We start from the raw sequence: 25210 nt of genomic DNA on the forward strand, positions 1-25210 counted from the left end.
ACTGACGCGCCGATCCTGCATCGTGCTTGCCGCGGCAGCGTTATTGTTGTCCGGATGTGGCTTCCAACTGCGCGGTGACTATGGCTTCCCGTTCAAGCGGCTCGCGGTAGTCGGCCCGGGTCCGGAGCTTGGTGCACGGATTCAGCGGATGGTGGAGGGCGGCAGCCAGACGCGAATCGTCAAGCATACCGACGGTGCGGACGCGATCCTGTCGATTTCGGAGGGGCACGGCACCGGGGCGCTGACGCTCAATGCGGCCGGACAGGTCAACGAGTACGAACTCGACTACACAATGTCGTACCAATTGGTCGGCGCGGATGGCACAGTGTTGTTGCCGCCCAGCGTGATCCGCATCAACCGGGCGATGACTTATTCCGACCAGTACGCGCTGGCTAAGTCGCAAGAGTTCGAGCTGCTGTATCGCGACATGCGCAACGACGCGGTTGACCAGCTGTTGCGGCGCATGAGCGCAGTGCGCGAGCTGCACCCGACCCATGGTGGGGTTCGCGCGGTGGCGCCGCGCGCGCCGCTGCCCACGCCGCCGCTGTAACGGACACGACGTGATGCAACTGCGCGCAGACGCCCTGGAGTCGCACCTGGCCAAGACATTGGGCCGCTTGTACGTCGTGTACGGCGACGAGCCACTGCTCGCGCAGGAAGCTGTGGCGCGCATCCGCGCCGCGGCGCGCGCGGCCGGTTTCACCGAGCGCAACGTATTCTCGGTTGAGCGTGGTTTTGATTGGAGCCTGTTGCTCGGCGCCACGCAATCGATGTCGTTGTTCGGCGAGCGGCAGCTGATCGAATTGCGCATCCCGACCGGCAAGCCGGGCAAGGAGGGCGGTGACGCACTGAAGGCGCTGGCGGCATCGGACAATCCCGACGTGCTAGCGTTGATCGCATTGCCGCGGCTGGACGCGGCGACGCAAAAGACGGCATGGTTCACTGCATTGGTCCAGGCTGGTGTGGCGATACGCATCGACACGGTCGAGCGTGCGCAGCTGCCGAACTGGATTGCGCAACGGCTCGCGGCGCAGCAGCAACGTATCGTTGCCGGCGACGAAGGGCGGCGCGCGCTGCAGTTCATCGCCGAGCGGGTCGAGGGCAACCTGCTCGCCGCGCATCAGGAAATCCAAAAGCTCGGCCTGTTGTATCCGGCCGGCGAATTGACGCTCGAGCAGGTGCAGGACGCGGTACTCAACGTCGCCCGCTACGACGTGTTCAAGCTTAACGAGGCCATGCTCGCCGGCGATGTTGCGCGCTTGGCGCGGATGCTCGATGGATTGCGCGGCGAAGGTGAGGCGACGGTGCTGGTGCTGTGGGCCGTCGTAGAGGAAATCCGTGCGCTGGTACGAATCAAGCGGGGGCTAGCTGCCGGCAAGCCGTTGGCGATCCTGATGCGCGAGAATCGCGTGTGGGGGCCGCGTGAACGGCTGATGGGTCCCGCGCTGCAGCGCGTCGATGAACGTTCGCTCGAGCGGGCACTGGCGCTGGCGGCGCGGCTGGACCGGCAGGTCAAGGGGCTCTGCGGCGGGGTGCCGGCGCGCGTGGGCGTCGCGCCCGCGCGCGCGTCGCTGCCGCCAGCCGATCCGTGGGATGGCTTGTTCGAGCTCGCGATGACGATTGCGCGGCCCGGTGGCAGCGATGGCAGGCGCTGCGCGGGTGGCGCCGCGCCGCGCGGCGTTACCACTACTGCCACCGCCGTGCGAGCGATACGACCGTAGCCTTACAATGGAAGCCGCCGCGTGGCGCGGCAGGTTACGCGCGACGGCTTCGATCCGTGCGCACTGGGCGTGCACGAACCCACCGCATTCACGCATTACGGGAACACGAAGATGGACATTGACCGCTACATGACCGATTTGGGTCGCCGCGCGCGCGCGGCGTCAAGGGTGATCGCCCGGGCGCCCGGGGCCGCGAAGAACGCGGCACTCGAACAGATCGCGCTGGCGATCCAGGGACAGGCCGACGCGCTCCAGCGTGCGAACGCGCGCGATGTCGAGCGGGCACGGGCCAACGGGCACGATGCGGCCTTTATCGACCGACTGACGCTGTCGGACAAGGCGCTGACGACGATGGTCGAGGGCCTGCGGCAGGTTGCGGCGCTGCCTGACCCGATTGGCGAGATCACCGGCATGAGGACGCGTCCGACCGGCATCCAGGTGGGCCAGATGCGGGTGCCGCTCGGTGTCATTGGCATCATTTATGAGTCGCGGCCGAATGTCACGATCGACGCTGCCGCGCTGTGCCTAAAATCGGGCAACGCGACGATCCTGCGCGGCGGCTCGGAGGCAATCGAATCCAATACCGCGCTCGCCGCGCTGATCGCCGAGGCGCTGCGCATGAGCGGCCTGCCCGAGGATGGGGTGCAAGTGGTCGGTACGCCGGATCGGGCGGCGGTTGGCAAGCTGATCACCCTGACCGACTACGTCGACGTGATCGTGCCGCGCGGTGGCAAGCGCTTGATTCAACGGTTGGTCGATGAAGCGCGGGTGCCGATGATCAAACACCTAGACGGCGTGTGCCATGTCTACGTGGATGACGGCGCCGATGTCGGCAAGGCGCTGGCGGTATGCGATAACGCGAAGACGCATCGGTACGGCACCTGCAACACGATGGAGACGTTGCTTGTCGCACAGGGCATCGCGCCGACCGTGTTGCCGTTGCTGGGCAAGCTGTACCGGGATAAAGCTGTCGAACTGCGAGTGGACGCGGCTGCGCGCGCAATCCTTGCCGATGCCGGTGTTGCGCCGCTCGTAGACGCGACCGAGGCCGATTGGCGCACCGAATACCTGGCGCCGGTGCTCGCGATCAGGGTAGTGGACGGCGTCGACGCGGCGATTGAGCACATCAATACATATGGCTCCGCGCATACCGATGCGATCGTGACCGAGCACTACGATCGCGCGATGCAGTTCCTGCGCGAGGTTGATTCAGCCAGCGTGATGGTCAATGCGTCGACGCGCTTCGCGGACGGCTTCGAATACGGGCTGGGCGCCGAAATCGGCATCTCGAACGACAAGCTGCATGCGCGTGGGCCGGTTGGCCTTGAGGGGCTAACGTCATTGAAATACGTCGTGCTGGGCCACGGCGAAGTACGACAGTAAAGGGGCTAGAGCATGTTGTGGATGAAGACCTTTCATATTGTGTTGATCGCCTCCTGGTTCGCGGGACTGTTCTATCTGCCCCGCATCTTCGTGAACCTGGCAATGGAGACTGAGCCCGCTGCGTCGCGGCGCCTGTTGGTGATGGCGCGTAAGTTGTATCGCTTCATGAGCCTGATCGCCGTGCCGGCGCTCGCGTGCGGTCTCTGGCTATGGCTGGTGGTGGGCATCGGACGTGGGCAGGGATGGATGCATGCGAAACTGACGATCGTCGTGCTGCTGATCGTCTATCACGCGATGTGTGGCAGGTTGCTCGCCAGATTCGAGCGGGGGGCGAACCGCCGCTCCGACCGGTGGTATCGGATGTTCAACGAATTGCCGGTGTTTGGCTTGTTCGGCGCGGTCGCGCTGGTGGTCTTCAAGCCCTTTTGAGCGGCCCGCTGTCAGTCGCGCACGGCCACGCGGCGTTGCGCGAGGACTTTCTTGGCGTCGCTTAGCCGGTCGATCAGTGCCGGTCCTTGGCGCAGCGCAACACCGACCGCGAGGATGTCGCCGATCACCAGGTGCGACATGCGCGAGGTCATCGGCGAGAATACGTCGGTTTCCTCGGCGATGTTGGCAAACAAACTGAGGGTAGCCAGCCGCGCCAGCGGCGAATTGCCGTGCGTGATCGCAATGACCTTGGCGTCACGCTGCAACGCTGAGTGGACGGCACCGATGATATCCCGCGTGCGGCCGGTGTTCGACACCGCCACTACCACGTCGCGCGGGCCGAGCAGCGCCGCCGACATCGCATAGGTATGGGGATCGGTGTACGCGACGCTGGGCATGCCAAGCCGGAAGAACTTGTGCTGGATGTCCTGCGCGGTGATGCCGGAGCCGCCGGCGCCATAGAATTCGACGCGGGCCGCGTCGGCGAGCAGTTCAATCGCCGCCTCGACACTGTGTGCTGACAGGCTGTTGCGCACTTCGAGCAATGCGCCAATGGTGCGGTCGAATACCTTCGAGACGATGCCCGGTGCCGGCTCGTCCAGCCGCACGTCCCGATAGACGGTGGGCAGCCTGTGTGCCACGCCTTGCGCGAGTCTGATTTTGAACTCTCGAAATCCGCTGCAGCCGAGCGCGTGGCAAAAGCGCGCAATGGTGGGCTGGCTGACGCCCGCACGGTTAGCCAACTCGGTCATGGACAGATCGAGCACCTCGCGCGGCGCGTCGCAGACGTAGCCGGCAAGCTTGCGCTCGGACGGTCGCAATTGTGCGCGCATGGCTTCGATTCTAGCGAGCATCGCGTGAAGGGTCGCAGCGACGGGGAAGTGGAATGGGTGCAGTATTGCGCAAAATATGTAGAAAATCTACATATTGGGAGGCATCGACATGGTCGGGCGCAACCGCGCGTCGCCCGCTCGCGTCCATGCGAGCGCGCCCATACGATTAAGCAAACTCATGGGACTCTATCGCTCGTTTCGAGGCAAGCCGGCGTGAGCCGGTTCAGTGTGGGGAAATCCGGATCAACTCTGATTGAGTCGATGTAGCATTTCTACTAAACTGCACGACACCGGCCGAACTTGCGGTCCTCCGGCGATTCAAACCTTTCGGCGTACTGGCGCGTGCCGCCCGTTTCCAGGAGCGATTCCTATGGCTTCGTTGCACCCCAGGCTGACGGCAGTGACCGATCGCATCATCGAGCGCAGCAAGGCAACGCGGCGCGCCTATCTTGCCCGAATCGAGCATGCGCAAGGACAGTTTCCCGCGCGCGGTGTGCTGTCTTGCGCGAACCTGGCTCACGGTTTTGCCGGGCTCGAAGGGCAGGACAAGATCGCGATCCATGCGATGCGGCAGCCGAACATTGGCATTGTGTCGGCCTACAACGAGATGTTGTCCGCGCATGCGCCGTATCGCGACTTTCCCGACATCATTAAACAGGCTGCGCGCGAAGCGGGTGGCGTCGCGCAATTTGCCGGTGGCGTGCCCGCGATGTGCGACGGCATCACGCAGGGCAACGCCGGCATGGAGCTGTCGCTGTTTTCCCGCGAGACGATCGCGATGTCGACGGCGATCGCGTTGACGCACAACATGTTCGACGCGGCGCTGTGCCTGGGCATTTGCGACAAGATCGTGCCGGGCCTGTTGATCGGCGCGTTGCAATTCGGCCACTTGCCGACGATCTTCGTGCCCGCCGGGCCGATGACCAGTGGCCTGTCCAATGATGAGAAAGCCAAGATCCGCCAGCAGTTCGCCACCGGCGCCGTGGGGCGCGACGTGTTGCTCGACAGCGAGGCGCGTGCGTACCACGGTCACGGCACCTGCACGTTCTATGGCACGGCGAATTCGAACCAACTGCTGATGGAAATCATGGGCCTGCACTTGCCCGGTGCCGCGTTCGTCCATCCGCATACGCCGTTGCGCGATGCGCTCACCGCCGAGGCGGCACGCCGCGTGCTGCAACTGACCGCGCAAGGCGCGCACTACACGCCGATCGGCCGCGTGATCGACGAGAAAGCGATTGTCAACGGCATCGTCGCGCTGCTGGCCACTGGCGGCTCCACCAACCATACGCTGCACCTGGTGGCGATCGCCCGCGCGGCCGGCATCGTGATCGACTGGAAAGACTTTGATGATCTGTCACGTGCAGTGCCACTGCTCGCGAAGATCTATCCGAATGGCAAGGCGGACATCAACCACTATCACGCGGCAGGCGGCATGGCGTTCCTCACGCGCACGCTGCTCGAGGCAGGCTTGCTGCACGACGACGTGACGACCGTTGCCGGCGCCGGCTTGTCAGACCATTACACGCGCGAGCCGAAACTGGTCGATGGCAAGCTGGTCTGGGTCGACGGCCCGCGCGGGAGCCACGACAAGGCCGTGCTGCGCAGCGCCGCGGAACCGTTCCAGCCCGATGGCGGGCTGCGACTGGTGCAAGGCCGGTTGGGCCGAGGTGTGATCAAGATTTCCGCGGTCGCGCCGCAACATCGCAGTGTCACCGCGCCGGCGATCGTCTTCGATTCGCAGGAAGGCGTGCAGGCCGCCTTCGATCGCGGTGAGCTGGAGCGCGATTGCGTCGCTGTGGTGCGATTCCAGGGGGCAAGAGCCAATGGCATGCCCGAGCTGCACCGGCTCACGCCGCTGCTGGGCGTCTTGCAGGACAAGGGCTTTAGCGTGGCGCTGGTCACCGACGGCCGAATGTCGGGCGCCTCGGGCAAGGTGCCGGCGGTGATCCACCTGTCGCCTGAGGCGCTGCTGGATGGCCCGCTCGGCAAGGTGCGCAGCGGCGATGTGATCATGCTCGATGCACAAGCCGGGCGACTGGACGTGGACGTGGACGAGGCCGAATGGGCGCGCCGCGCGAACGAAAAGCCCGTGCATCGCCACGAGCATGAACGGGGCTTTGGCCGCGAGCTGTTCGGCGTTTTCCGTGCCGCTGCGCTGCCGGCCGAGCAAGGGGCGTCGGTGTTCGGCGCGATGACCGAATGAGGGCATCGTTCCATTTTGAACTACAGGAGAGCTGCAGATGAAACCCGTGAGCGAAATCGTGCGGATCGGCCCGGTCATCCCGGTGCTGACATTTGATTCGGTGGAGCAGGGCGAGCACGTCGCGCACGCGCTGTACGAGGGTGGAGTGAAGGTGCTCGAGATTACACTGCGAACTGAGGCCGGACTGCAGGCGATCGGGCGCGCATCGCAGCTCGCCTCGGATATCGTCGTCGGCGTCGGCACGCTGACTACTGCCGCCCAGGTCGAGGAGGCCAAGCGTGCCGGCGCGACATTTGGCGTGTCGCCGGGGCTCACACGCGAGATCCATCGGGCGGCGCAGGACGTCGGCTTGCCGTTGCTGCCCGGTGTGATGACGCCGTCCGATATCCTGCTCGCGCTCGAACTCGGCTACGACATCGTGAAGTTCTTCCCGGCGCAGCAGGCCGGCGGCTCGGACATGCTGCAAGCGTTCAGCGGTCCGTTCCCGGCGTTGCGGTTCTGTCCGACCGGCGGCATCACGCAGGAGTTGGCGACGACCTTTCTCGCGCTGCCCAACGTGGTCTGCGTCGGTGGCTCGTGGCTCACGCCCCGGGCGGTGCTGGCCGCACAAAACTGGGCTGAGGTGACACGCCTGGCGCGCGCGGCGAGCCAACTGGCACGGCCCAATACCTAAGCTTAAGCCTGAGTCTGAGCCTGAGTACTGCGAAGCCAATGGGACACGCTCGAGGAGCCGGGGCCTGACGAGGCGATCACGGTGAGCATCGACGAGCCGCCGGAGCGCATCGTCGGCCGGGTGCTCGCGCGCACCCGTTGATTCACGCGGCCGGGGCGGCTGCCTCGGTATGCGTGCCCGCAGCGGCGCGGCGCACCGGTGTCAGCCGATGCGTTGTGCGAGCTCGACCGCCTTGCCGACATAGGATGCCGGCGTCATTGCCAGCAGCCGCGCCTTGGCCTCGTCCGGGATCGCCAGCGTGCCGATAAAGGCGTGCAGCCCATCGCGGGTGATGCCCTTGCCACGCGTGAGCTCCTTCAATTGCTCATACGGATTCTCGATGCCATAGCGGCGCATGATGGTCTGCACCGGTTCGGCCAGCACTTCCCAGCAGTCATCCAGGTCCTCATCAAGCCGTTGCGGATTCACTTCGAGCTTATCAAGCCCGCGGATCAGGGCATCGTACGCGAGCAGCGAATAGCCGAATGCGACCCCGATGTTGCGCAGGACCGTCGAGTCGGTCAGGTCGCGTTGCCAGCGTGACACTGGCAGCTTGTCCGCCAGATGGCGCAGCGTGGCGTTGGCCAGGCCCAGGTTGCCTTCGGAATTCTCGAAATCGATTGGATTAACCTTGTGCGGCATCGTCGACGAGCCGATTTCCCCCGCCTTCGTTTTTTGCTTGAAATAGCCCAGCGAGATGTAGCCCCACACGTCGCGGTCCAAATCCAGCAGGATCGTGTTCGCCCGCGCGAGCGCGTCGAACAACTCCGCCATGTAGTCGTGCGGCTCGATCTGGATCGTATAGGGATTGAACGTCAGTCCGAGTCGCGTCTGCACGACATCCCGGGCGAAGGCTTCCCAATCGAAATCCGGGTAGGCAGACAGATGGGCGTTGAAATTGCCGACCGCGCCGTTCATCTTGCCCAGCAGCGTGACGGCGGCGATCCGGTCGATGGCACGCGCTAGGCGCGCGGCCACGTTGGCGATTTCCTTGCCCAGCGTTGTCGGGCTGGCCGGCTGTCCGTGCGTACGTGAGAGCATCGGTTGCGCGGCGTGCGCGTGCGCGAGCGCGACCAGTCGCTGGTGCACGGTGCGCAGCGCCGGCAGTATCACATGCTCGCGCGCGCCCTTGAGCATCAACCCGTGCGACGTGTTGTTGATGTCCTCGGACGTGCAGGCGAAATGAATGAACTCGCTCGCGCGCTCCAGTTCCGGTTGGCCTTTAACGGACTCCTTCAGCCAGTACTCGACCGCCTTCACGTCGTGGTTCGTCACGCGCTCGATGTCCTTGATTCGGGCGGCATCGTGCGGGGAGAAGCGCTCGACCAGTTGCAGCAGGAATTGTTCGGATGACGCGGAGAACGCCGGGATGCCCGGCAACCCGGTCTGCGACAGCGCGATCAGCCAATGGACTTCGACGGTGACGCGGTGGCGCATAAACGCGGCTTCGGACAGCCAGTCGCGCAGAGCTTCGGTTTTGGCCGCATAGCGGCCGTCCAGCGGCGACAGCGCGGTCAGCGCAAAGAGAGTATCGGGACGAATGTCGGACATGGCACGGGACGCCGCAGCGGCGCCGGAAAAACGTGGAGAACCGCATATTTTATCATCGGCCGCATCCCGGCGAGGCCGGCCGTGCGCCGCGTCGCCAGTGCGCCGTGCTGCCGGTGTGCCGTACTGCCGGTGTGCCGTACTGCCGGTGTGCTGCCGCACTGAGACGCGGCGGCGGTTCATGCGCCGTTTCAGGCTGTTGTAATCCAAACACAATGGTCACGCGTTAGAGTGCCTGCCGCGCGAATGCGACGGATAAGATGATGTTCGGGGGCGCTATATCGCCCAAGACGCTCTAAAGGGGAAAAATGAAACTCATCGGTTCGCTCAGCAGCCCGTTCGTGCGCAAAGTACGGATTGTGATGGCTGAAAAGAAAATCGACTACAAGCTGGTGCTCGAGAATCCCTGGGCGGCCGATACGGTCATTCACGACTTCAATCCGCTGGGCAAGGTGCCATGCTTGGTTATGGAGGACGGCGAGGCGATGTTCGATTCGCGGGTCATTTGCGAGTACCTCGACACGCTGACGCCGGTGGGCAAACTGTTGCCGCAACTTGGCCGCGAGCGCGCCGCGGTGCGTTGCTGGGAGGCGCTGACCGACGGAGTGCTCGAGGCTGCGGTGCTGGTGCAGGTCGAAGCCACACAGCGCGACGAGGGTCAGCGCAGTCAAGCGTGGGTGGAGCGGCAAAAACGCAAGATCCACGCCGGCCTCGCTGCGATGGCGCGCGGACTCGGCGAGCGGCCGTGGTGCCACGGCAATCACTACACGCTGGCCGACATTGCGCTCGGCTGTACACTCGGCTATTTGGACTTTCGCATGCCGGAGTTAGCGTGGCGCGATGCGCACCCAAATCTGGGCAAGCACTTCACGAAGCTGTCGCAGCGGCAGGCGTTTGTCGATACGTTGCCGCAGGCGTGAACGGCGCCGACGTGGCGCCGATGATACCGCCGCCCAAGCACACGTCGCCGTCGTACAGCACGGCGGATTGCCCCGGCGTCACCGCCCATTGCGGCTGCGCGAAGCGCAACGCGAAGTGCCCGTCTGGCGCATGCTGGAACGTGCAGGTCGCGTCCTGCTGGCGATAGCGCGTTTTAGCCGCGCACGGGTGCCCGTCCTGCGGTGCTGCGCCTGAAATCCAACTGGCGTTCTCCGCCTGTAGCGTCGAGCTGAGCAACCACGGGTGATCGTGCCCCTGCACGACGTACAGTGTGTTGTCCGCAATGTCCTTGCCGGCGACGAACCACGGCTCGCCGCTGCCATCGCGGCTGCCGCCCAGGCCGATCCCCTTGCGCTGACCCAATGTGTAAAATGCGAGCCCGATGTGTTCGCCGACGACCTTGCCATCCGAGGTTTTCATTGGGCCGGGGCGGGTCGGCAGATAGCGGTTCAGGAACGTGCGGAACGGCCGCTCGCCGATGAAGCAGATGCCAGTCGAGTCCTTCTTTGCCGCGTTGGGCAACCCGATTTGCGCGGCAATCTCGCGAACCCGCGTTTTGGGCATGTCGCCGAGCGGAAACAATGTGCGGCTCAATTGCGATTGGTTCAGGCGATGCAGGAAGTAGGATTGGTCTTTGGACGAGTCCAGTGCCTTGAGCAGTTCGAACCGCTCGCCGACCCGGCGCACGCGAGCGTAGTGCCCGGTCGCGATGGTTTGCGCACCCAGCGCCATCGCGTGGTCCAAAAATGCCTTGAATTTGATCTCCGCATTGCACAGCACATCCGGATTGGGCGTGCGGCCCGCCGAATACTCGTGCAGGAACTCGGCAAAAACCCTGTCCTTGTACTGCGTGGCGAAGTTCACCGCTTCGACGTCGATGCCGACGAGGTCCGCGACCGATACGACGTCGATCCAGTCCTGCCGGCTCGAGCAATATTCGTTGTTGTCGTCGTCTTCCCAGTTCTTCATGAACAGGCCGACCACCTCGTAGCCCTGCTGCTTGAGCAGCCACGCGGCGACCGACGAATCCACGCCGCCGGACATGCCGACGACCACGCGTTGCTTTGCCATGATGCGTTACCGTTGCCAGTTTGGGCGCCGCGGGCGCCACGCGGCGCGAGCGCCGGTTGGGTTGCTCAAAGCCGGTCGCGGCACGCTGTCTAGCGCGGTGCGGCCGGATGGGATTGCACGAGTTTGAGCGGATAGCGGCGTCCCGCCAGGTAGTCCTCGATACAACGCAACACGAGTGGCGTGCGGTGGCGCGACGCTTGCGCGCGCACCGCGTCGGCGCTCAGCCAGACCGTGCGCAGGATATCGGGGTCGAGCTCGCGCGGGACTGGATCGTGGCTGGCGGTGCCGCAGTACGTAAAGCGGACATAGGTGGCTGGCACACCGTGCCCTCGCTCGAACTGCGCGACGTACACGCCAACTAACGCCTGCGGCGTGAACACTTGCCCGGTCTCCTCAAGCGTTTCGCGCACGACCGCCTCGAGCAGCGTTTCGCCCGGCTCCAGGTGACCCGCCGGCTGGTTCAGCCGCAGCCCGTGCGGCGTGTGCTCCTCGACCAGCAGGAACCGCTGCCCGTGCTCGATGATGGCGGCCACGGTCACGTGCGGCGCCCACAGTTGCGTATCCATAAGGTCCAATATTGTACCGCTGTCTGGGGCAGCGAGCGGCCTTTCATCCGCGCGCCGGCGCGGCGGTCCATCTGGTGGTGGGCACCGACTCGCGACCGTGTGGTGCGATCCAGGTCCCTATGGTATTTCCCGCTTGCAGCTAACGATGTCGGACGCAGCGTCACCGGTACCGATAAGCGCTCAAGGAGGTCAACAAGGCAGATCGGAGTGTCCGCCCAGACGCGGGAAGGCGAAACGTGCGTTGCGGCGACGCCGGAGACGGTCAAAAAGCGGGAGTGGGGGCGGGCGCGTTGCCAGCGCTGGGCCTTTCAATCGGATGAGCCCGTCTGCGCGCGCGCCGCCGAGCGTTGCCGCATCGCGCCGGCGACCAGGTCGAAGCGGAACAGCCGGCATTCGAGCGCGCCGTTGTACAACGGCGTCTTCGTCGATTCGCGCAGCCGCATCTGGCCGGGCAGCGTACGATCGGCGCTGAGCACGAACGCGTGCCAGCCGGGGAACCGCTGCTTGAGCACGTCGCCGAACGAGCGGAAGAACGCGCTGTCCGCGTCGTCCGGACGGGCGCGTTGGAATCCCGTGCCGTCGTCGCCGCCCGTGCGAGCGCTGCGGCCGCGCACGGCGATTCGCTCGCCGTAGGGCGGATTGGCCACCAGTACGCCCGGCGTGTCGCATGGCGCCACGATGTCGCGCGCATCGAGTTGCTTGAGCGGCACCATTGGCACACCTGCGCGCTGCAGGTTCGCGGCGGCCTTGGCCAGCATGTCGCCGGACACGTCGCTGCCGTAGATCGACAGCGTATCGCCTGGCGTGGCACGCGCGCCGGCCTCGCGCCTAGCGTCCAGCGCTTGCGCCTTCAGGCGCTGCCACGCGCCGACATCGTAGTGTTTGAGCTTTTCGAATCCGAAACGCCGGTCCACGCCCGGCGCGATGCCTAGCGCGATCTGCGCGGCCTCGGCGATGAACGTGCCGCTGCCGCACATCGGATCGAACAGCGGCGTGCCGGGTGTCCAGCCGGTCAGCCGCAGGATTCCGGCGGCCAGATTCTCGCGCAATGGCGCGGCGCCTTTGTCCAGGCGCCACCCGCGCTTGAACAACGGCTCGCCGGAGGTGTCCAGGTACAGCGTGCAGTCTGTGGCGGTCACGAACGCCTGCACCCGCACGTCTGGTTCGACGGTGTCGATGCTGGGCCGCGCACCGGTCTGCTCGCGCAGCCGGTCGCAGATCGCGTCCTTGATGCGCAGCGTCGTAAATTCCAGACTGCGCAGCGGCGACTTGATCGCGGTCACGTCCACCCGCAACGTGCGACTGGCGTCAAACCATTGCTCCCACGGCTGCTCGCGTGCCAGCGCGTAGATATCGTGCTCGTCGCGATAGGGCCGCGCGGCGATCTTCAGCAGAATCCGGCTGGCGATCCGCGAATGTAGGTTGGCCGCGATGGCGGCAGCCCATGCACCGCTGAACGGCACGCCGCCAGCCGCCGGCGCTCGCACGACGAACGTCGGATCGGCGGCGAGCGCGGACAATTCGCCGAGTTCGACGGCGAGCGTGCCCTCCAGGCCGCGGGGGCAGGGGGCGAAGAATTCGAGGCGGGTGGCGAGGGACATGGGGAACGCGCTGGGCGCAAAACGGACCAGTACGTATTGTACGTGGCCACGCGACCGATGAGCCGGCCCCGAGCCCCGATGTCTTGGCCGTGGGTGCCGCCGCGTCCGCCGCATCGGCCCGTACAGCCGCCAGACGGTACTTTGCCGTCTTGGGCAGATGGTAGAATGTCCGGCTATTTTGACCTTCCACCACGGAGAGACCAACGTGTTCATTTCCAATGCGTACGCCCAGGCCGCACCCGCCGCAGGCGGTGCCGCCGGCTTTATTCAGACGTACGGCTTCTTCATCCTGATGATCGCGGTGCTGTATTTCTTCATGATCCGTCCTCAGATGAAGCGGCAGAAGGAGCACCGGAACATGCTCGCCGCGATGACCAAGGGCGACGAAGTGCTCACGTCCGGCGGTATCGTGGGCAAGGTCACGAAGGTCGGCGAGGCCTATGTTGGCGTCGAGTTGTCCGACGGCGTCGAGGTCACCGTGCAAAAGAGCGCGGTCTCGGCGATCCTGCCCAAGGGCACGATCAAGTCGCTCTGATCGTCGGTGTGTGTCCGGTCCGCGCGGCACGGCGCTTGGTGCGCCGACCGCGCGCCGAAGCGGACACAGCCCGGCGAGCGTCGCGCCAGAATTCCCCTGTCCGGTCATTCCATGAATCGCTATCCCCTCTGGAAATACGTCGTGATGCTGGTGGCGCTTGCCATCGGCTTGCTGTACACGCTGCCCAACTTCTTCGGCGAGGCGCCGGCGGTGCAGGTGTCCAGCGGCAAGGCGACGGTCAAGCTGGACTCGTCGGTGCTCAATACTGTCGAGTCGACGCTCGCCGCGAACGGCGTGCAGGCGGACGACGTGACGTTTGACAACACGAGTCAGAACGCGACTATCCGCGTGCGGCTGAAGGACACCGACACGCAACTGCGCGTGAAGGACCTGCTGCAAAAGGCGCTCAATGCCGATCCGACGGATCCGACCTACATCGTCGCGCTGAACCTGCAATCGGCGTCGCCGCGCTGGCTAGCGTCGCTGCACGCGCTGCCGATGTACCTGGGCCTGGACTTGCGCGGCGGCGTGCACTTCCTGTTGCAGGTAGACTTGGCCGGCGCGCTGAACAAGAAGCTCGATTCAGACGCAGCCGATGCGCGTACGCTGCTGCGCGACAAGTCGATCCGCGATGGCGGCGTGAACCGCGTCGGCCAGACGGTGGTAGTCAACTTCGTCGATCAGGACGTCGCGAACCGTGCGCGCCAGCTGCTGTCGGACAACGTCACCGAGTTGACCTGGCAGGTGCAGCCGGCCGCCGGCGGCTATCAGGTCGTGGGCGCGTTCACACCGGCCGCGCAAAAAGCGGTACTGGACAGCGCGCTAAAGCAAAACATCACAACGCTGCACAACCGAGTCAACGAACTTGGCGTCGCGGAACCGATCGTGCAGCAGCAGGGCACGGACCGGATCGTCGTCGAACTGCCCGGCGTGCAGGACACCGCAAAGGCCAAGGACATCATCGGGCGGACCGCGACGCTCGAGGCCCGCATGGCCGATTACCAGAATCTGGTGCGCAACATCAACGATCCGGTGCCGGCCGGTGATGACCTGTTCACGCAGGGCAACGGCGCGCCGGTGTACCTGAAGAAACAAGTGATTTTCACCGGCGACCGGATCACCGACGCATCGGCCGGTTTCGACGAGCATCAGCGTCCGGCAGTGAAGATCCGCCTCGATGCGCGCGGTGGACGGGTACTGCGCGATGTGTCGCGCGACAACATCGGCAAGCCGATGGCGATCGTGTTGTTCGAGAAGAACAAGGGCGAGTTGCTGACGGTGGCGACGATCCAGTCCGAGCTCGGCGAAAACTTCCAGATCACTGGTCAGCCGACGCCCCAGGCGGCGACCGATCTCGCGCTATTGTTGCGCGCCGGCTCGCTGGCCGCGCCGATGGAGATCATCGAGGAACGCACAATCGGACCGAGCCTGGGCGCGGACAACATTAGAAAAGGTTTCGACTCGGTGCAGTACGGGTTCGCCGCAATCGCGGTGTTCATGATCGCGTACTACATGCTGTTTGGGCTGATCTCGGTGATTGCGTTGTCAGTGAACCTGCTGCTGCTCGTCGCGGTGCTGTCGATGATGCAGGCGACGCTGACATTGCCCGGCATCGCGGCGATCGCACTGGCATTGGGCATGGCGATCGACGCGAACGTGCTGATCAACGAGCGCATCCGCGAAGAGCTGCGTCACGGCGCGCCTGCGCAACTGGCGATCCAGAATGGCTTCTCGCATGCATGGGCGACGATCCTGGATTCGAACGTCACGACGCTGATCGCCGGCCTGGCGCTGCTCGCGTTCGGCTCCGGGCCGGTGCGCGGCTTTGCGGTCGTGCACTGTATCGGCATCCTGACATCGATGTTCTCTGCAGTGTTCTTCGCACGTGGGTTGGTGAACCTGTGGTACGGCGGCAAGAAGAAGCTCAAGTCGCTGTCCATTGGCCAGGTATGGCGTCCGGAAGGCGCGCCGGTCGCGTACGCCGAATCTGCTCAGGAGGGGGCGGCCGGCGCGGCGCAGGCGCTGTCACACACTCCAGGTGCCAAGCGTACGGGACCCAAACGCGCGGTGCGGCGCAATGCGCCAGCGGTGCCGCGGCCCGGCGATGTGTCCCCGTCGGAACGCACATCGCAACGTGATGCACCGACCAAGCCGGGCCAGTCCCGCTGACCACGCTCGGAGACCCTCATGGAATTTTTCCGGATTCACAAAGACATTCCGTTTATGAAGCGGGCGTTGATCTTCAACGTGATCTCGCTCGTGACGTTCCTTCTCGCGGTGTTCTTTCTGCTGCATCGCGGTCTGCATTTGTCCGTCGAATTTACCGGCGGCACCGTGCTAGAAATCCACACGCCGCAAGCTGCGCAAGTCGACCCGATTCGCGGCGCGCTGGACAAAATCGGCTATGCCGATGCGCAGGTACAGACCTTTGGCACGTCGCGTGATGTGCTGATCCGGCTGCCGTTGAAGGGGGGGCTGTCGTCGGCGCAGCAAAGCGACCAGGTGATGGCCGCGCTGAACGAGCTTGATGCGCAGATCAAGCTACAACGCGTGGAGTTCGTCGGGCCACAGGTGGGCAAGGAGCTTGCGACCGACGGGTTGCTTGCGCTCGCGTGCGTGGTCGTGGGCATCGTGATCTACCTGTCGTTTCGCTTCGAATGGAAATATGCGATCGCCGGGATCATTGCGAACCTGCACGACGTCGTGATCATCCTGGGTTTCTTTGCGTTCTTCCAGTGGGAGTTCTCGCTGTCGGTGCTGGCTGCGGTGCTCGCGGTGCTCGGCTATTCGGTCAACGAATCCGTGGTCATTTTCGATCGGATTCGCGAGACGTTCCGGCGCGAGCGCAAGATGACGGTCACCGAGGTCATCAATCATGCGATCACGAGCACGATGTCGCGCACAATCATCACGCACGGCTCGACGCAGATGATGGTGTTGTCGATGCTTTTGTTTGGCGGTCTGACGCTGCACTATTTCGCGCTAGCGCTGACCATCGGTATCTTGTTCGGCATCTATTCGTCGGTGTTCGTCGCAGCGGCGCTGGCGATGTGGCTCGGGGTCAAGCGCGAAGACCTGATCAAGGAAAAGAAGGCGGGGTACGACCCGAACGATCCGAACGCCGGCGCGCAAGTGTAGCCGAGCCGCGCGCGCCGTCCTACGGTGTGTTGGTCGGTCCGTGATGATTCGGACCGGCCAACTGCTACGGCACTACAACTGCCACAGCCGCTACAACTGCTACGGCCGCTCAACTACAACCACTGCGGCCGCTACAACCAGCTCGCGCGTTTAGCGCACCGCGAGCCGCAAGCGCACCGCGAACAGTGCGACGATGCTGATCGCGGCCGCAAAGATCATGTAGAAGCCGGGTGCCACCTTGGTGCCGGTCGATGCGATCAACCACGAGATGATGAACGGTGCAAAACCGCCGAAGATCGTCACGGCGATGTTGTACGACAGTGACAGCCCGGTTGTGCGGGTACTGACCGGGAAAATCTCCGACAGTAACCCGGGCAGCGTTGCGAAATAGCCGCTCATCAGAAAGCCGAAGATGATCTGCACGACCAGTAGCGTCGCCAAGGTCGGATGCGAGACCAGCATCGCAAACGCAGGGTAGATCAGCACGAGGATCGCGATCGCCGACGCGAGCATAATGCCGGTGCGGCCGTGCTGGTCGGACCAGTGGCCCACCAGTGGCGATATGACCAACTGGATTATGCCGGTCAACAGGATCGCGGCGAATGACGCCGACGCCGGCAGGCCGAGTTGCTTCACCGCAAAGGTCGGCATGAACAGCACGACATACGTCGACACGGTAGCCAGAATCACCACACCGATGGCGATGAGCAAACGCTCCTTCTGCGTCGCGAGCGTATCGCGCACGGGCGTCAACGTGGTTGTGTTCGACGTCTCAGCCGCGACGAACTCGGGCGTCTCATCGACGCACTTGCGGATATACCATGCGACCGGCCCAATCAACAGCCCAAAGAAAAACGGGATCCGCCAGCCCCATGCATCCATTTGCGCGGGCGATAGGTTGCCATTGAGCACGACGCCGAAGCTGGCCGCGAGCAGCGTCGTGAACCCCTGGCTGGCGACTTGCCAACTGGAGAAAAAGCCGCGGCGCTGCGGCATGTGCTCAGCCAGGAACGCGGTGGCGCTGCCGAATTCGCCGCCGGCGGAAAAGCCTTGCAGCAATCGCGCGACGACTAGGATCAGCGGCGCGGCCAGGCCGATGGTCGCGTAAGGGGGCAGCACGGCGATGATCAGCGTGCCGACCATCATCAGCAAGATCGACAGCGACAGCGCGGCCCGGCGGCCGGCGCGGTCCGCATAAGCACCGAGCACGATGGCGCCCAGCGGCCGCATGAAGAACGATACGCCGAACGTGCCTAAAGTGAGCAGCAACGATATCGTGTCGTTGCCGGCCGGGAAAAATTGCCGAGAGATGACGACGGCAAAAAAGCCGTAGGCGACCAGATCGAACCATTCAAGTGCGTTGCCGATCGAGGCGGCGGCCACTGCACGCCACACCTTCGGCTGCACGGCCGGGGCGACGGAGGACGACGAGACAGATGCACCCATGCAAGTCCTTATTCTATGAACTGCGTTGACGAATGCCGTCGCCTGATCGTTGCACGCACAATGATTTCCCGGGCGCCGGTGCCTGCGTGCACGTCACCTTAGCGGTAACGCCGTCGGATTTCAACCGTTAAAAAAGGCGGATCAAAGTCTGCCTTGCGATGCTGGATCGGTTGCGCGCGACGCGGCTCAAGCCGCTTGCTCGGTTGCGTTCATTATTGCTTGATGCCTTCGACCTGGATCTGGAGCGTGGTCTGCATGTTGAAGCCGTAGGACTTGCCATAGTCCAGCCCGAAGTCAGCGCGGTTGAAGCTGGCCTTGGCATCGGCGCCGCACCACCAGCGTTTGAGCATCGGATGCTGCTTGCATTGGAACGAGTCCAGCGTTAGCTTCAGCGGCTTGGTGACGCCGTGCAACGTCAGCGTGCCGTCAACCTCGACCGGCTTGTCGCCGTCGAACCGGATCGACGTACCCTTGTAGACGGCGTTCGGGTGCTTGGCCACGTCGAACACCTGCGGCCCCCGCAAATGTTCGTCCAGCTTCGCGTTTCCAGTATTGATCGCCGCCACGTCGATCGTCACGTTGACTGTGCCGCGCTTGGCTTGCGTGTCGAGCGTCACCGTACCGCTCGACTTATTGAACTTGCCTCGCCAGATTGACAGACCGCCAAAGTGGTCTGCCTCAAAACTCGGGTACGTATGGTTCGGATCCAGTTGGAATGTCTCCACCGCGGCCAATGCGCAAGAGGTGAACAGCGTGGCGGCGGCGAGTGCAATGCCGTGCAGCGTGCGTGTTTTTAAGTGTTTGGCAGGGCTGGTGTACTTCTCGGCGCGGCGGGGAGTCGGGCGGCTCATGAGGCGTGATGTCGTGTAAGCCGGATAGGGTTGTGGCGCGGCGAAAAGCCGCGCTGCCTGGTCCGTCATCGTATCGTAACTGCCAACGCGACGTCAGCGGACGGCGTGAAAATCAGCCTCTCCTGTCAGGAAACAATGCAGTAGTATTTCGCTCGAATCCATCCTCATGTTAAACGAGGCAACGCCGGCGCCATGCTTTGTTAAGATGGACCGCCGCATGGCGCTTACCGGAACCGTCGAACCCGTATGGACCCTACCGAGCTGATTGCGTGTCACCAGTGCGACGCGCTGCATTACAAGCGTGCGCTGCATCCGGGCACAGTGGCGCGCTGCGCTCGTTGTGGCGCAGTGCTGTATCGTGGCCTGTCCGAGCGGCTGGACCGGGTGACGGCGATGACGCTTGCCGCGCTGATCACGTTCGTAATCGCGCAGGCCGCGCCGATCGTGCAGTTGGAGACCAACGGGATCGTCACCCAGACCACGCTGGCCGCCGCGATTGCCGCGCTGTGGGCCGAAAACAGCCAGTTGATCGCAGTGCTCGTGCTGTGCTCCACGACGCTGTTTCCGTTCGCCGAATTGTGTGCGCTGCTCTACTTGTTGTTCTCGTTGCGCGCCGGCATTCGTCCGTATGCGTTCGACGAGTTGTTGCGGATGATCCAGTGGATTCGGCCGTGGGGCATGATCGAGGTATTCATGCTCGGCATCCTCGTCGCGCTGGTCAAGCTGTCGAGCCTGGCGCAGATGCGCCCGGAAGCGGCGCTGTTCGCGTTCGGCGCGCTGACGCTGATGAGCGCATCGGTGGTGACGTTCGATCCCCGTGTGCTATGGGATGTCGCGGACCGACTCGACGAAGGCGTCACCACGCGCAGCCGCGCGGCGAGGCATTCATGAGCACGCCGCGCACGAGCTATCCGAGCGCGCGGCGCGCCGGCCTGGCGGCGTGTCATGCGTGCGGGCTGGTGTCGCCGTTGGTGCGCACGGGCGAACGGCAGTGCTGTGCGCGTTGCGGCGCGACGCTGCACGTGCGCAAGCCGGATTCGATTGCGCGCACGTACGCGTTCTTAATTGCCGCGGCGATCATGTACGTGCCGGCGAACGTGCTGCCGGTGATGCATACGTCGTCGTTGCTTGGCTCGCAGGACGATACGATCATGTCCGGCGTTGTCTATTTTTGGACCTCTGGCGATTGGCTGCTAGCCGTGATTGTATTCGTGGCGAGCATCCTCGTGCCGATGCTCAAGCTCGCTGTGCTGACGCTACTGGCCATCACGGCCCAAACCGGTTCGAGATGGCGGCCGTTGCAGCGCACGCGGTTGTATCGCGGCGTCGAGGCGATCGGCCGCTGGTCGATGTTGGATATCTTCGTCATCACGCTGACTGTCGCGCTGGTGCGCGTGCGCTCGCTCGCGGAAATTACCGCTGGACCCGGTGCGGTTGCGTTCGGTGTAGTCGTCGTACTCACGATGATCGCCTCGATGCAGTTCGATCCCCGCCTGATCTGGGACAACATCGAATCGTCAGGAAAGGAACATGAATAACAAAAACAACGCCGCCGAGCCCGGCTCGCCGGAGGCGGAGCCGGGCGGCCCCCTTGGGGCTGCTGGCGGTGGCGTGCCGCCGCATCTGCCCGAGCCGGTTGTGCAGCGCAGGAGCCGCTGGTTGCCGTCGCTGGTCTGGGTGATTCCACTGATCGCCGCGCTGGTTGGCGTGTCGCTGTTCGTGAAGACAGTGCTGGAGCGCGGGCCGACCATCACCATTACGTTCAAGACGGCCGAAGGGCTTGAGCCGGGCAAGACGCAGGTCAGATACAAGGACGTGGTGATCGGCGCCGTGAAGACCATCACGCTGTCCAAGAATCTGGCCACCGTGCTTGTGACCGTCGAGTTGGCCAAGCAGGCTGAGGACTTCGCCGTCGACGACACGCGCTTCTGGGTCGTACGGCCGCGCGTGGCGGCCAGCGGCGTATCGGGACTGAACACGCTGCTCTCGGGCGCCTATATTGGTGTGGACGCTGGCCGTTCGCGGGAAACGCGCAAGCAGTTCGTTGGACTCGAACAGCCGCCGCCGGTCACGCGCGATCAGAGCGGGCACCAATTCGTGCTGCACGGCGACAGCCTGGGGTCGGTCGACATCGGCTCGCCGGTGTTCTATCGGCGCGTGCAGGTCGGGCAGGTGGTGGGCTACAGTCTCGATCCGAACGGCACCGGCGTGACGATGCAAGTATTCGTCAATGCGCCCTATGATCAGTACGTCGGTGAGAATACGCGCTGGTGGCATGCGAGCGGCGTCGACCTGCGGCTCGATTCGGGCGGCTTCAAGCTCAATACGCAATCGCTGGCAGCCGTGGTGATTGGTGGCATCGCATTCCAATCGCCGCCGAGCGAGCCGGTGGGTGAACAAGCGCGCAATGACGCCCATTTCCGCTTGGCGAGCGATGAGGCCGATGCGATGCGAGCGCCGGACGGCGAGGCGGTGCCGTTCGTGCTGAACTTCAACCAGTCGCTGCGCGGCCTGTCGGTCGGCGCGCCGGTCGATTTCCGCGGCATCGTGCTGGGCCAGGTGCGCTCGATCGGTATCGATTACGATCCGGTGAAGCAGGCGTTCCGGATGCCGGTGATCGTCGAGCTGTACCCGGACCGGCTCGGGCCGCGCATGCGCGAAGCGGCGCGCCCCGGCGGCGCGCGCGCGCGCGCGACGCTGATCGAAAGCCTAGTGAAATCGGGGCTGCGGGCTCAGTTGCGCACCGGCAACCTGATCACCAGTCAGTTATACGTCGCGCTGGACTTGTTCCCGAATGCGCCGCCAGCCAAGGTGAACATGAGCCGCTCGCCGATCGAGTTGCCGACCGTGCCCAATACGCTGGACGAACTGCAACTGCAGGTGGCCGACATTGCGAAGAAGCTCGACAAGGTGCCGTTCGATGAGATTGGTGCGCGCTTGAACAGCACGTTGAAGAACGCGGACAGCCTGTTCAAGCAACTCGATACACAACTTGCGCCGCAGGCCAAGGACACGTTGAGCGCGGCGCAGCAAACGTTCCATTCCGCACAGTCGTCATTGCAACAGGATTCGCCACTGCAGACCGACGTGCGGCAGGCGCTGCAACAGTTGACTCGTACGCTGCAGTCGCTCAATGCGCTGTCGGACTATCTCGAACGTCATCCTGAATCGCTGCTGCGTGGCAAGGGGAGGGATCAACCATGAAGTCGTGCCGATCTTCGCGGCGCTGTTGCGTGCACATCGCGCCGCTTGCCGCCCTGTGCGCGGCGGCGTTGCTCGCAAGCGCGTGTGGCAGTGTGGTGCCCGATCGCTTCTATACGCTGGCGGGGCCAGCACGCGGGGTGCCGCGTGCGGCGCCAGCGGGATTCTATATCGAGTTGATGCCGGTCGACGTGCCGCAGCAAGTGGCGCGTTCCCAATGGGTCGTCACGACCGGCCCGGGCCAGGTGGATCTGCTTGAGCACGAGCGGTGGAGCGCACCGTTGTCTGACGAGGTAGGCCGCGCGCTGTCCGACGAACTGAGCCGCGCGCTCGGCGCGATCGATGTCTATCGCACGCCGCATCCGGCTACTGCGCCAGTGTTCCGGATTCATGTCAACGTGCAGCGCTTCGAATCGGCGCCCGGCGCGTACGTCGGCGTAGAGGCGACGTGGAGCGTGCGCGCGTTGCCTGACGGGGTGCCCGTGACATGCCACAGCACGATCGAGGAGCCCGTTACGGCCGGCTATGATGCGCTTGTGGCCGGTCATCGGCGTGCGCTGCAACGCTTGTCGGATGACATCGTCGGCGTGGTGCGCAAGCTTGTGCCGCATCGCTCCGCGCCCGCACCCTCGGCCGCTGCGCCTGCGTCTGCGTCGGCCGCGGCGCCACGCGGGCGTGCCGGCACCGGCATCGCGCCAACGGCGGTAGCGCCGGATTCGGCGCTGCGATGCCCGGCTCCTGCTTAAGTGCGCGAGCCGCTATTCGACGCCGCGTGCGCGGTCCGCGTGGAAGCGTGTCACGAACGCATTGAACGTCCCCGCTTCGATGGCATCGCGGATCTCCTGCATCAGGCTTAGGTAGTAATGCAGATTGTGGATCGTGTTCAACTGCGCGCCGAGGATTTCACCGACGCGGTGCAGGTGATGCAGATACGCGCGCGAAAAGTGGCGGCACGTATGGCAGGTGCAACTTTCATCCAACGGCCGCGTGTCGTTGCGGTGCATCGCGTTGCGGATCTTTAAGTCGCCGAACCGCGTGAACAGCCAGCCGTTGCGCGCGTTGCGCGTGGGCATCACACAGTCGAACATGTCGACGCCGGCGGCCACGCCGGCCACCAGGTCCTCCGGCGTGCCGACCCCCATCAAGTAGTGCGGCTTGTTGACCGGCAGCCTGGGGCCGATGTGTTGCAGTACGCGCAGCATGTCCTCCTTCGGTTCGCCGACTGACAGACCGCCGATCGCGTAGCCGTCAAAGCCGATGTCCGACAGCCCCGCAAGCGATTCGTCGCGCAGTGCTTCGTACATGCCGCCCTGCACGATGCCGAACAGCGCGTTTGGATTGGCAAGGCGCCTGAATTCGTCGAGCGAGCGTTTGGCCCAGCGCAGCGACATCTGCATCGAGCGTGCGGCGGCATCATGCGAGGTGGGCACGCCGTCGGTCGCGTACGGGGTGCACTCGTCGAATTGCATCACGATGTCGGAGTTCAGCACCTTTTGCACCTGCATTGACACCTCGGGCGACAGGAACAGCCGGTCGCCGTTGATCGGCGACGCGAACGTCACGCCGTCCTCGGTAATTTTGCGCAGTTCGCCGAGCGAGAATACCTGGAAGCCGCCGGAGTCGGTCAGGATCGGCCGTTGCCAGCCCATAAAGCGGTGCAAGCCGCCATGCGCGGTGATCGTATCGAGTCCTGGACGCAGCCATAGATGGAATGTGTTGCCCAAGATGATCTGCGCGCGGATGTCCTCAAGCTCGCGTGGTGCTATGGCCTTGACCGTGCCATAGGTGCCGACCGGCATAAAGATCGGCGTGTCGATCGTGCCGTGGCTCAGCGTTAGTCGGCCGCGCCGTGCGAGGCCATCAGTGCGCAAGAGGTCGAATTTCAACATGATGGGTTCAGAGCGGGCTCGTGGGTGGTGCGCGATGACGGCGAACGCGGGTGGCGATGTCGGGTTATGGCTGTGCAACGGACGCGGCCCGCGTGAGCAGCATCGCGTCGCCGTAGCTGAAAAAACGGTAGCGTTGCGCGATCGCGTGGCGGTACGCACGGCGGATCGGCTCGACACCGGCGAACGCAGACACCAACATCAGCAGCGTCGACTTCGGTAAATGAAAGTTCGTCACGAGCCGGTCGATGACGCGGAATCGGTAACCGGGCGTAATGAAAATGTCCGTTTCGGCCCGGACCGCACGCAGTGCGCAGCCATCGCGCTCGGCATCGCGGGCTGCCGCTTCCAGTGCGCGCATCGACGTCGTGCCGACCGCGATCACCGAGCGTTTCGCCGCCCGCGTGGCCTCGATTGCTTCAACGAGTGCCGGCGGGATGTTGTACCACTCGCTGTGCATCTTGTGCTGCGCAATGTCGTCGGTGCGCACCGGCTGGAACGTGCCGGCACCCACGTGCAGTGTCAACGTGGCACGGCGCACGCCGCGCGCATCCAGCGCAGCCAGTGTTGGCGCATCGAAGTGCAGGCCAGCGGTGGGTGCCGCGACCGCGCCTGGCTTCGTCGCGAACACGGTTTGATAGCGTGCCTCGTCGTATGTGTCGGGATGGTGCTCGATGTAGGGCGGTAGCGGCAACCGTCCATACCGGTCAATCAATTCGATGCAATCGTGCGGGAAATGTAGCGTATGAAATGGCTCGACGCGCTCGCCGACGCTCACATCGAATGCGTCTGCGAGCCGGATGGTCGAACCCGGCGCGGGGCGCTTGCTGGCACGGATTTGCGCGAGTGCGGTGCGCGGACCGGTCACGCGCTCGATCAGCACTTCGACGCGTCCGCCGCTCGCCTTGACCCCGTCGAAGCGGGCTTTGAGCACTTTCGTGTCGTTAAACACCAGCAGGTCGCCGGGCTCGATGCAAGCCGGCAGTTCACCGAAACAGCGGTCCAGCAGTGCGCCGCTCGGCGTGACTTCGAGCAGGCGGCTCGCGCTGCGCTCGGGCAACGCATGTTGTGCGATCAGCTCCGGGGGCAGATCGAAATCGAAATCGGACAGCGTGTACATGAAATGGGACGGGCATCGCAACGG

23 protein-coding genes and 1 pseudogene are annotated in these 25210 nt (G+C 64.3%); 15 read left to right on the top strand and 9 right to left on the bottom strand.

Translation table 11 applies throughout. From position 1 onward, the window contains the following. The first annotated feature begins 1 nt into the window (after nucleotide 1). From lptE to KQH60_RS02115, 4 genes are all read left to right on the top strand, one after another. Nucleotides 2–550, top strand: a complete 549-nt coding sequence (gene lptE / locus KQH60_RS02100) for an LPS assembly lipoprotein LptE (protein ID WP_237574999.1) — start codon at nucleotides 2–4, stop codon at nucleotides 548–550. Nucleotides 551–563: 13 nt separating this feature from the next. Beyond that, nucleotides 564–1721 (top strand): DNA polymerase III subunit delta, encoded by a 1158-nt coding sequence (gene holA / locus KQH60_RS02105; protein ID WP_237574938.1) that lies wholly within the window; start codon nucleotides 564–566, stop codon nucleotides 1719–1721. Nucleotides 1722–1832: 111 nt separating this feature from the next. Then, nucleotides 1833–3104, top strand: a complete 1272-nt coding sequence (locus KQH60_RS02110) for a glutamate-5-semialdehyde dehydrogenase (RefSeq protein ID WP_237575000.1) — start codon at nucleotides 1833–1835, stop codon at nucleotides 3102–3104. A gap of 12 nt (nucleotides 3105–3116) precedes the next feature. Continuing rightward, entirely contained in the window at nucleotides 3117–3533 is a 417-nt protein-coding gene (locus KQH60_RS02115) for a CopD family protein (RefSeq protein WP_237574939.1), read from the top strand. Between the two features lie 11 nt (nucleotides 3534–3544). On the opposite strand, the gene KQH60_RS02120 is transcribed toward KQH60_RS02115, so the two are convergent. Continuing rightward, a complete protein-coding gene (locus KQH60_RS02120; protein ID WP_237574940.1) occupies nucleotides 3545–4387 on the bottom strand; it encodes a MurR/RpiR family transcriptional regulator in 843 nt (280 codons plus the stop codon). Nucleotides 4388–4736: 349 nt separating this feature from the next. Between KQH60_RS02120 and edd the strand changes: the two genes are divergently transcribed. From edd to KQH60_RS02135, 3 genes and pseudogenes are all read left to right on the top strand, one after another. After that, on the top strand, nucleotides 4737–6572 hold the full coding sequence (edd, locus tag KQH60_RS02125) for a phosphogluconate dehydratase (RefSeq protein WP_237574941.1): 1836 nt from the start codon (nucleotides 4737–4739) through the stop codon (nucleotides 6570–6572). Between the two features lie 37 nt (nucleotides 6573–6609). Beyond that, a complete protein-coding gene (eda, locus tag KQH60_RS02130; protein ID WP_237574942.1) occupies nucleotides 6610–7245 on the top strand; it encodes a bifunctional 4-hydroxy-2-oxoglutarate aldolase/2-dehydro-3-deoxy-phosphogluconate aldolase in 636 nt (211 codons plus the stop codon). Between the two features lie 24 nt (nucleotides 7246–7269). Continuing rightward, nucleotides 7270–7386 (top strand): annotated as a pseudogene (locus KQH60_RS02135) (gluconokinase); the annotation flags it as partial. 60 nt (nucleotides 7387–7446) lie between these two features. On the opposite strand, the gene purB reads toward KQH60_RS02135, so the two are convergent. Beyond that, nucleotides 7447–8835 carry an adenylosuccinate lyase gene (purB, locus tag KQH60_RS02140; protein ID WP_237574943.1) on the bottom strand — a complete coding sequence of 463 codons (1389 nt, stop codon included), beginning with the start codon at nucleotides 8833–8835 and terminating at the stop codon, nucleotides 7447–7449. Nucleotides 8836–9140: 305 nt separating this feature from the next. Here purB and KQH60_RS02145 point away from each other — a divergent pair, with 305 nt between their 5' ends. Continuing rightward, entirely contained in the window at nucleotides 9141–9752 is a 612-nt protein-coding gene (locus KQH60_RS02145; protein WP_237574944.1) for a glutathione S-transferase C-terminal domain-containing protein, read from the top strand. On the opposite strand, the gene mnmA is transcribed toward KQH60_RS02145, so the two are convergent. The 3 genes from mnmA to KQH60_RS02160 form a co-directional block, all read right to left on the bottom strand. Next, nucleotides 9700–10842, bottom strand: a complete 1143-nt coding sequence (gene mnmA / locus KQH60_RS02150) for a tRNA 2-thiouridine(34) synthase MnmA (protein WP_237574945.1) — start codon at nucleotides 10840–10842, stop codon at nucleotides 9700–9702. The two genes, KQH60_RS02145 and mnmA, sit on opposite strands and share 53 nt — an antisense overlap. Before the next feature lie 89 nt (nucleotides 10843–10931). Beyond that, nucleotides 10932–11408, bottom strand: coding sequence for an NUDIX hydrolase (locus KQH60_RS02155; protein ID WP_237574946.1), 477 nt, complete (start codon nucleotides 11406–11408; stop codon nucleotides 10932–10934). A gap of 308 nt (nucleotides 11409–11716) precedes the next feature. After that, nucleotides 11717–13009 carry a class I SAM-dependent RNA methyltransferase gene (locus KQH60_RS02160; RefSeq protein WP_237574947.1) on the bottom strand — a complete coding sequence of 431 codons (1293 nt, stop codon included), beginning with the start codon at nucleotides 13007–13009 and terminating at the stop codon, nucleotides 11717–11719. Between the two features lie 157 nt (nucleotides 13010–13166). Between KQH60_RS02160 and yajC the strand changes: the two genes are divergently transcribed. The 3 genes from yajC (at nucleotide 13167) to secF (ending at nucleotide 16682) form a co-directional block, all read left to right on the top strand. After that, the gene (gene yajC, locus KQH60_RS02165) at nucleotides 13167–13544 is read left to right on the top strand and encodes a preprotein translocase subunit YajC (protein WP_237574948.1); all 378 of its coding nucleotides are present in this window, start codon (nucleotides 13167–13169) and stop codon (nucleotides 13542–13544) included. Nucleotides 13545–13655: 111 nt separating this feature from the next. Next, complete coding sequence (secD, locus tag KQH60_RS02170; protein ID WP_237574949.1) at nucleotides 13656–15713, top strand: protein translocase subunit SecD; 2058 nt, start codon at nucleotides 13656–13658, stop codon at nucleotides 15711–15713. Nucleotides 15714–15731: 18 nt separating this feature from the next. Further along, nucleotides 15732–16682, top strand: coding sequence for a protein translocase subunit SecF (gene secF / locus KQH60_RS02175; protein ID WP_237574950.1), 951 nt, complete (start codon nucleotides 15732–15734; stop codon nucleotides 16680–16682). A gap of 150 nt (nucleotides 16683–16832) precedes the next feature. Here the strand turns inward: secF and KQH60_RS02180 are convergent, their stop codons facing one another. Further along, nucleotides 16833–18128, bottom strand: coding sequence for an MFS transporter (locus KQH60_RS02180; protein WP_237574951.1), 1296 nt, complete (start codon nucleotides 18126–18128; stop codon nucleotides 16833–16835). A 212-nt stretch (nucleotides 18129–18340) separates the two neighbouring features. Continuing rightward, nucleotides 18341–18979: a YceI family protein gene (locus KQH60_RS02185; RefSeq protein WP_237574952.1), complete on the bottom strand. Its 639-nt coding sequence runs from the start codon at nucleotides 18977–18979 to the stop codon at nucleotides 18341–18343. 246 nt (nucleotides 18980–19225) lie between these two features. Here KQH60_RS02185 and KQH60_RS02190 point away from each other — a divergent pair, with 246 nt between their 5' ends. Genes KQH60_RS02190 through KQH60_RS02205 form a run of 4 tightly spaced genes read left to right on the top strand, consistent with a single transcriptional unit; the run spans nucleotide 19226 to nucleotide 22926 of the window. Next, nucleotides 19226–19870, top strand: coding sequence for a paraquat-inducible protein A (locus tag KQH60_RS02190; protein WP_237574953.1), 645 nt, complete (start codon nucleotides 19226–19228; stop codon nucleotides 19868–19870). Then, a complete protein-coding gene (locus tag KQH60_RS02195) occupies nucleotides 19867–20517 on the top strand; it encodes a paraquat-inducible protein A (RefSeq protein ID WP_237574954.1) in 651 nt (216 codons plus the stop codon). The genes KQH60_RS02190 and KQH60_RS02195 overlap by 4 nt, the downstream gene beginning before the upstream one ends. Beyond that, a complete protein-coding gene (locus KQH60_RS02200; RefSeq protein WP_237574955.1) occupies nucleotides 20510–22183 on the top strand; it encodes an intermembrane transport protein PqiB in 1674 nt (557 codons plus the stop codon). Before KQH60_RS02195 ends, KQH60_RS02200 begins: the two co-directional genes overlap by 8 nt. Continuing rightward, entirely contained in the window at nucleotides 22180–22926 is a 747-nt protein-coding gene (locus tag KQH60_RS02205; protein WP_237574956.1) for a membrane integrity-associated transporter subunit PqiC, read from the top strand. The genes KQH60_RS02200 and KQH60_RS02205 overlap by 4 nt, the downstream gene beginning before the upstream one ends. Nucleotides 22927–22938: 12 nt before the next feature. On the opposite strand, the gene tgt is transcribed toward KQH60_RS02205, so the two are convergent. Continuing rightward, complete coding sequence (tgt, locus tag KQH60_RS02210) at nucleotides 22939–24069, bottom strand: tRNA guanosine(34) transglycosylase Tgt (RefSeq protein ID WP_237574957.1); 1131 nt, start codon at nucleotides 24067–24069, stop codon at nucleotides 22939–22941. Nucleotides 24070–24133: 64 nt separating this feature from the next. Continuing rightward, entirely contained in the window at nucleotides 24134–25186 is a 1053-nt protein-coding gene (gene queA / locus KQH60_RS02215) for a tRNA preQ1(34) S-adenosylmethionine ribosyltransferase-isomerase QueA (RefSeq protein WP_237574958.1), read from the bottom strand. Nucleotides 25187–25210 lie beyond the last annotated feature (24 nt).

Source organism: Mycetohabitans sp. B8 (assembly GCF_021991875.1).
GTDB lineage: Bacteria > Pseudomonadota > Gammaproteobacteria > Burkholderiales > Burkholderiaceae > Mycetohabitans.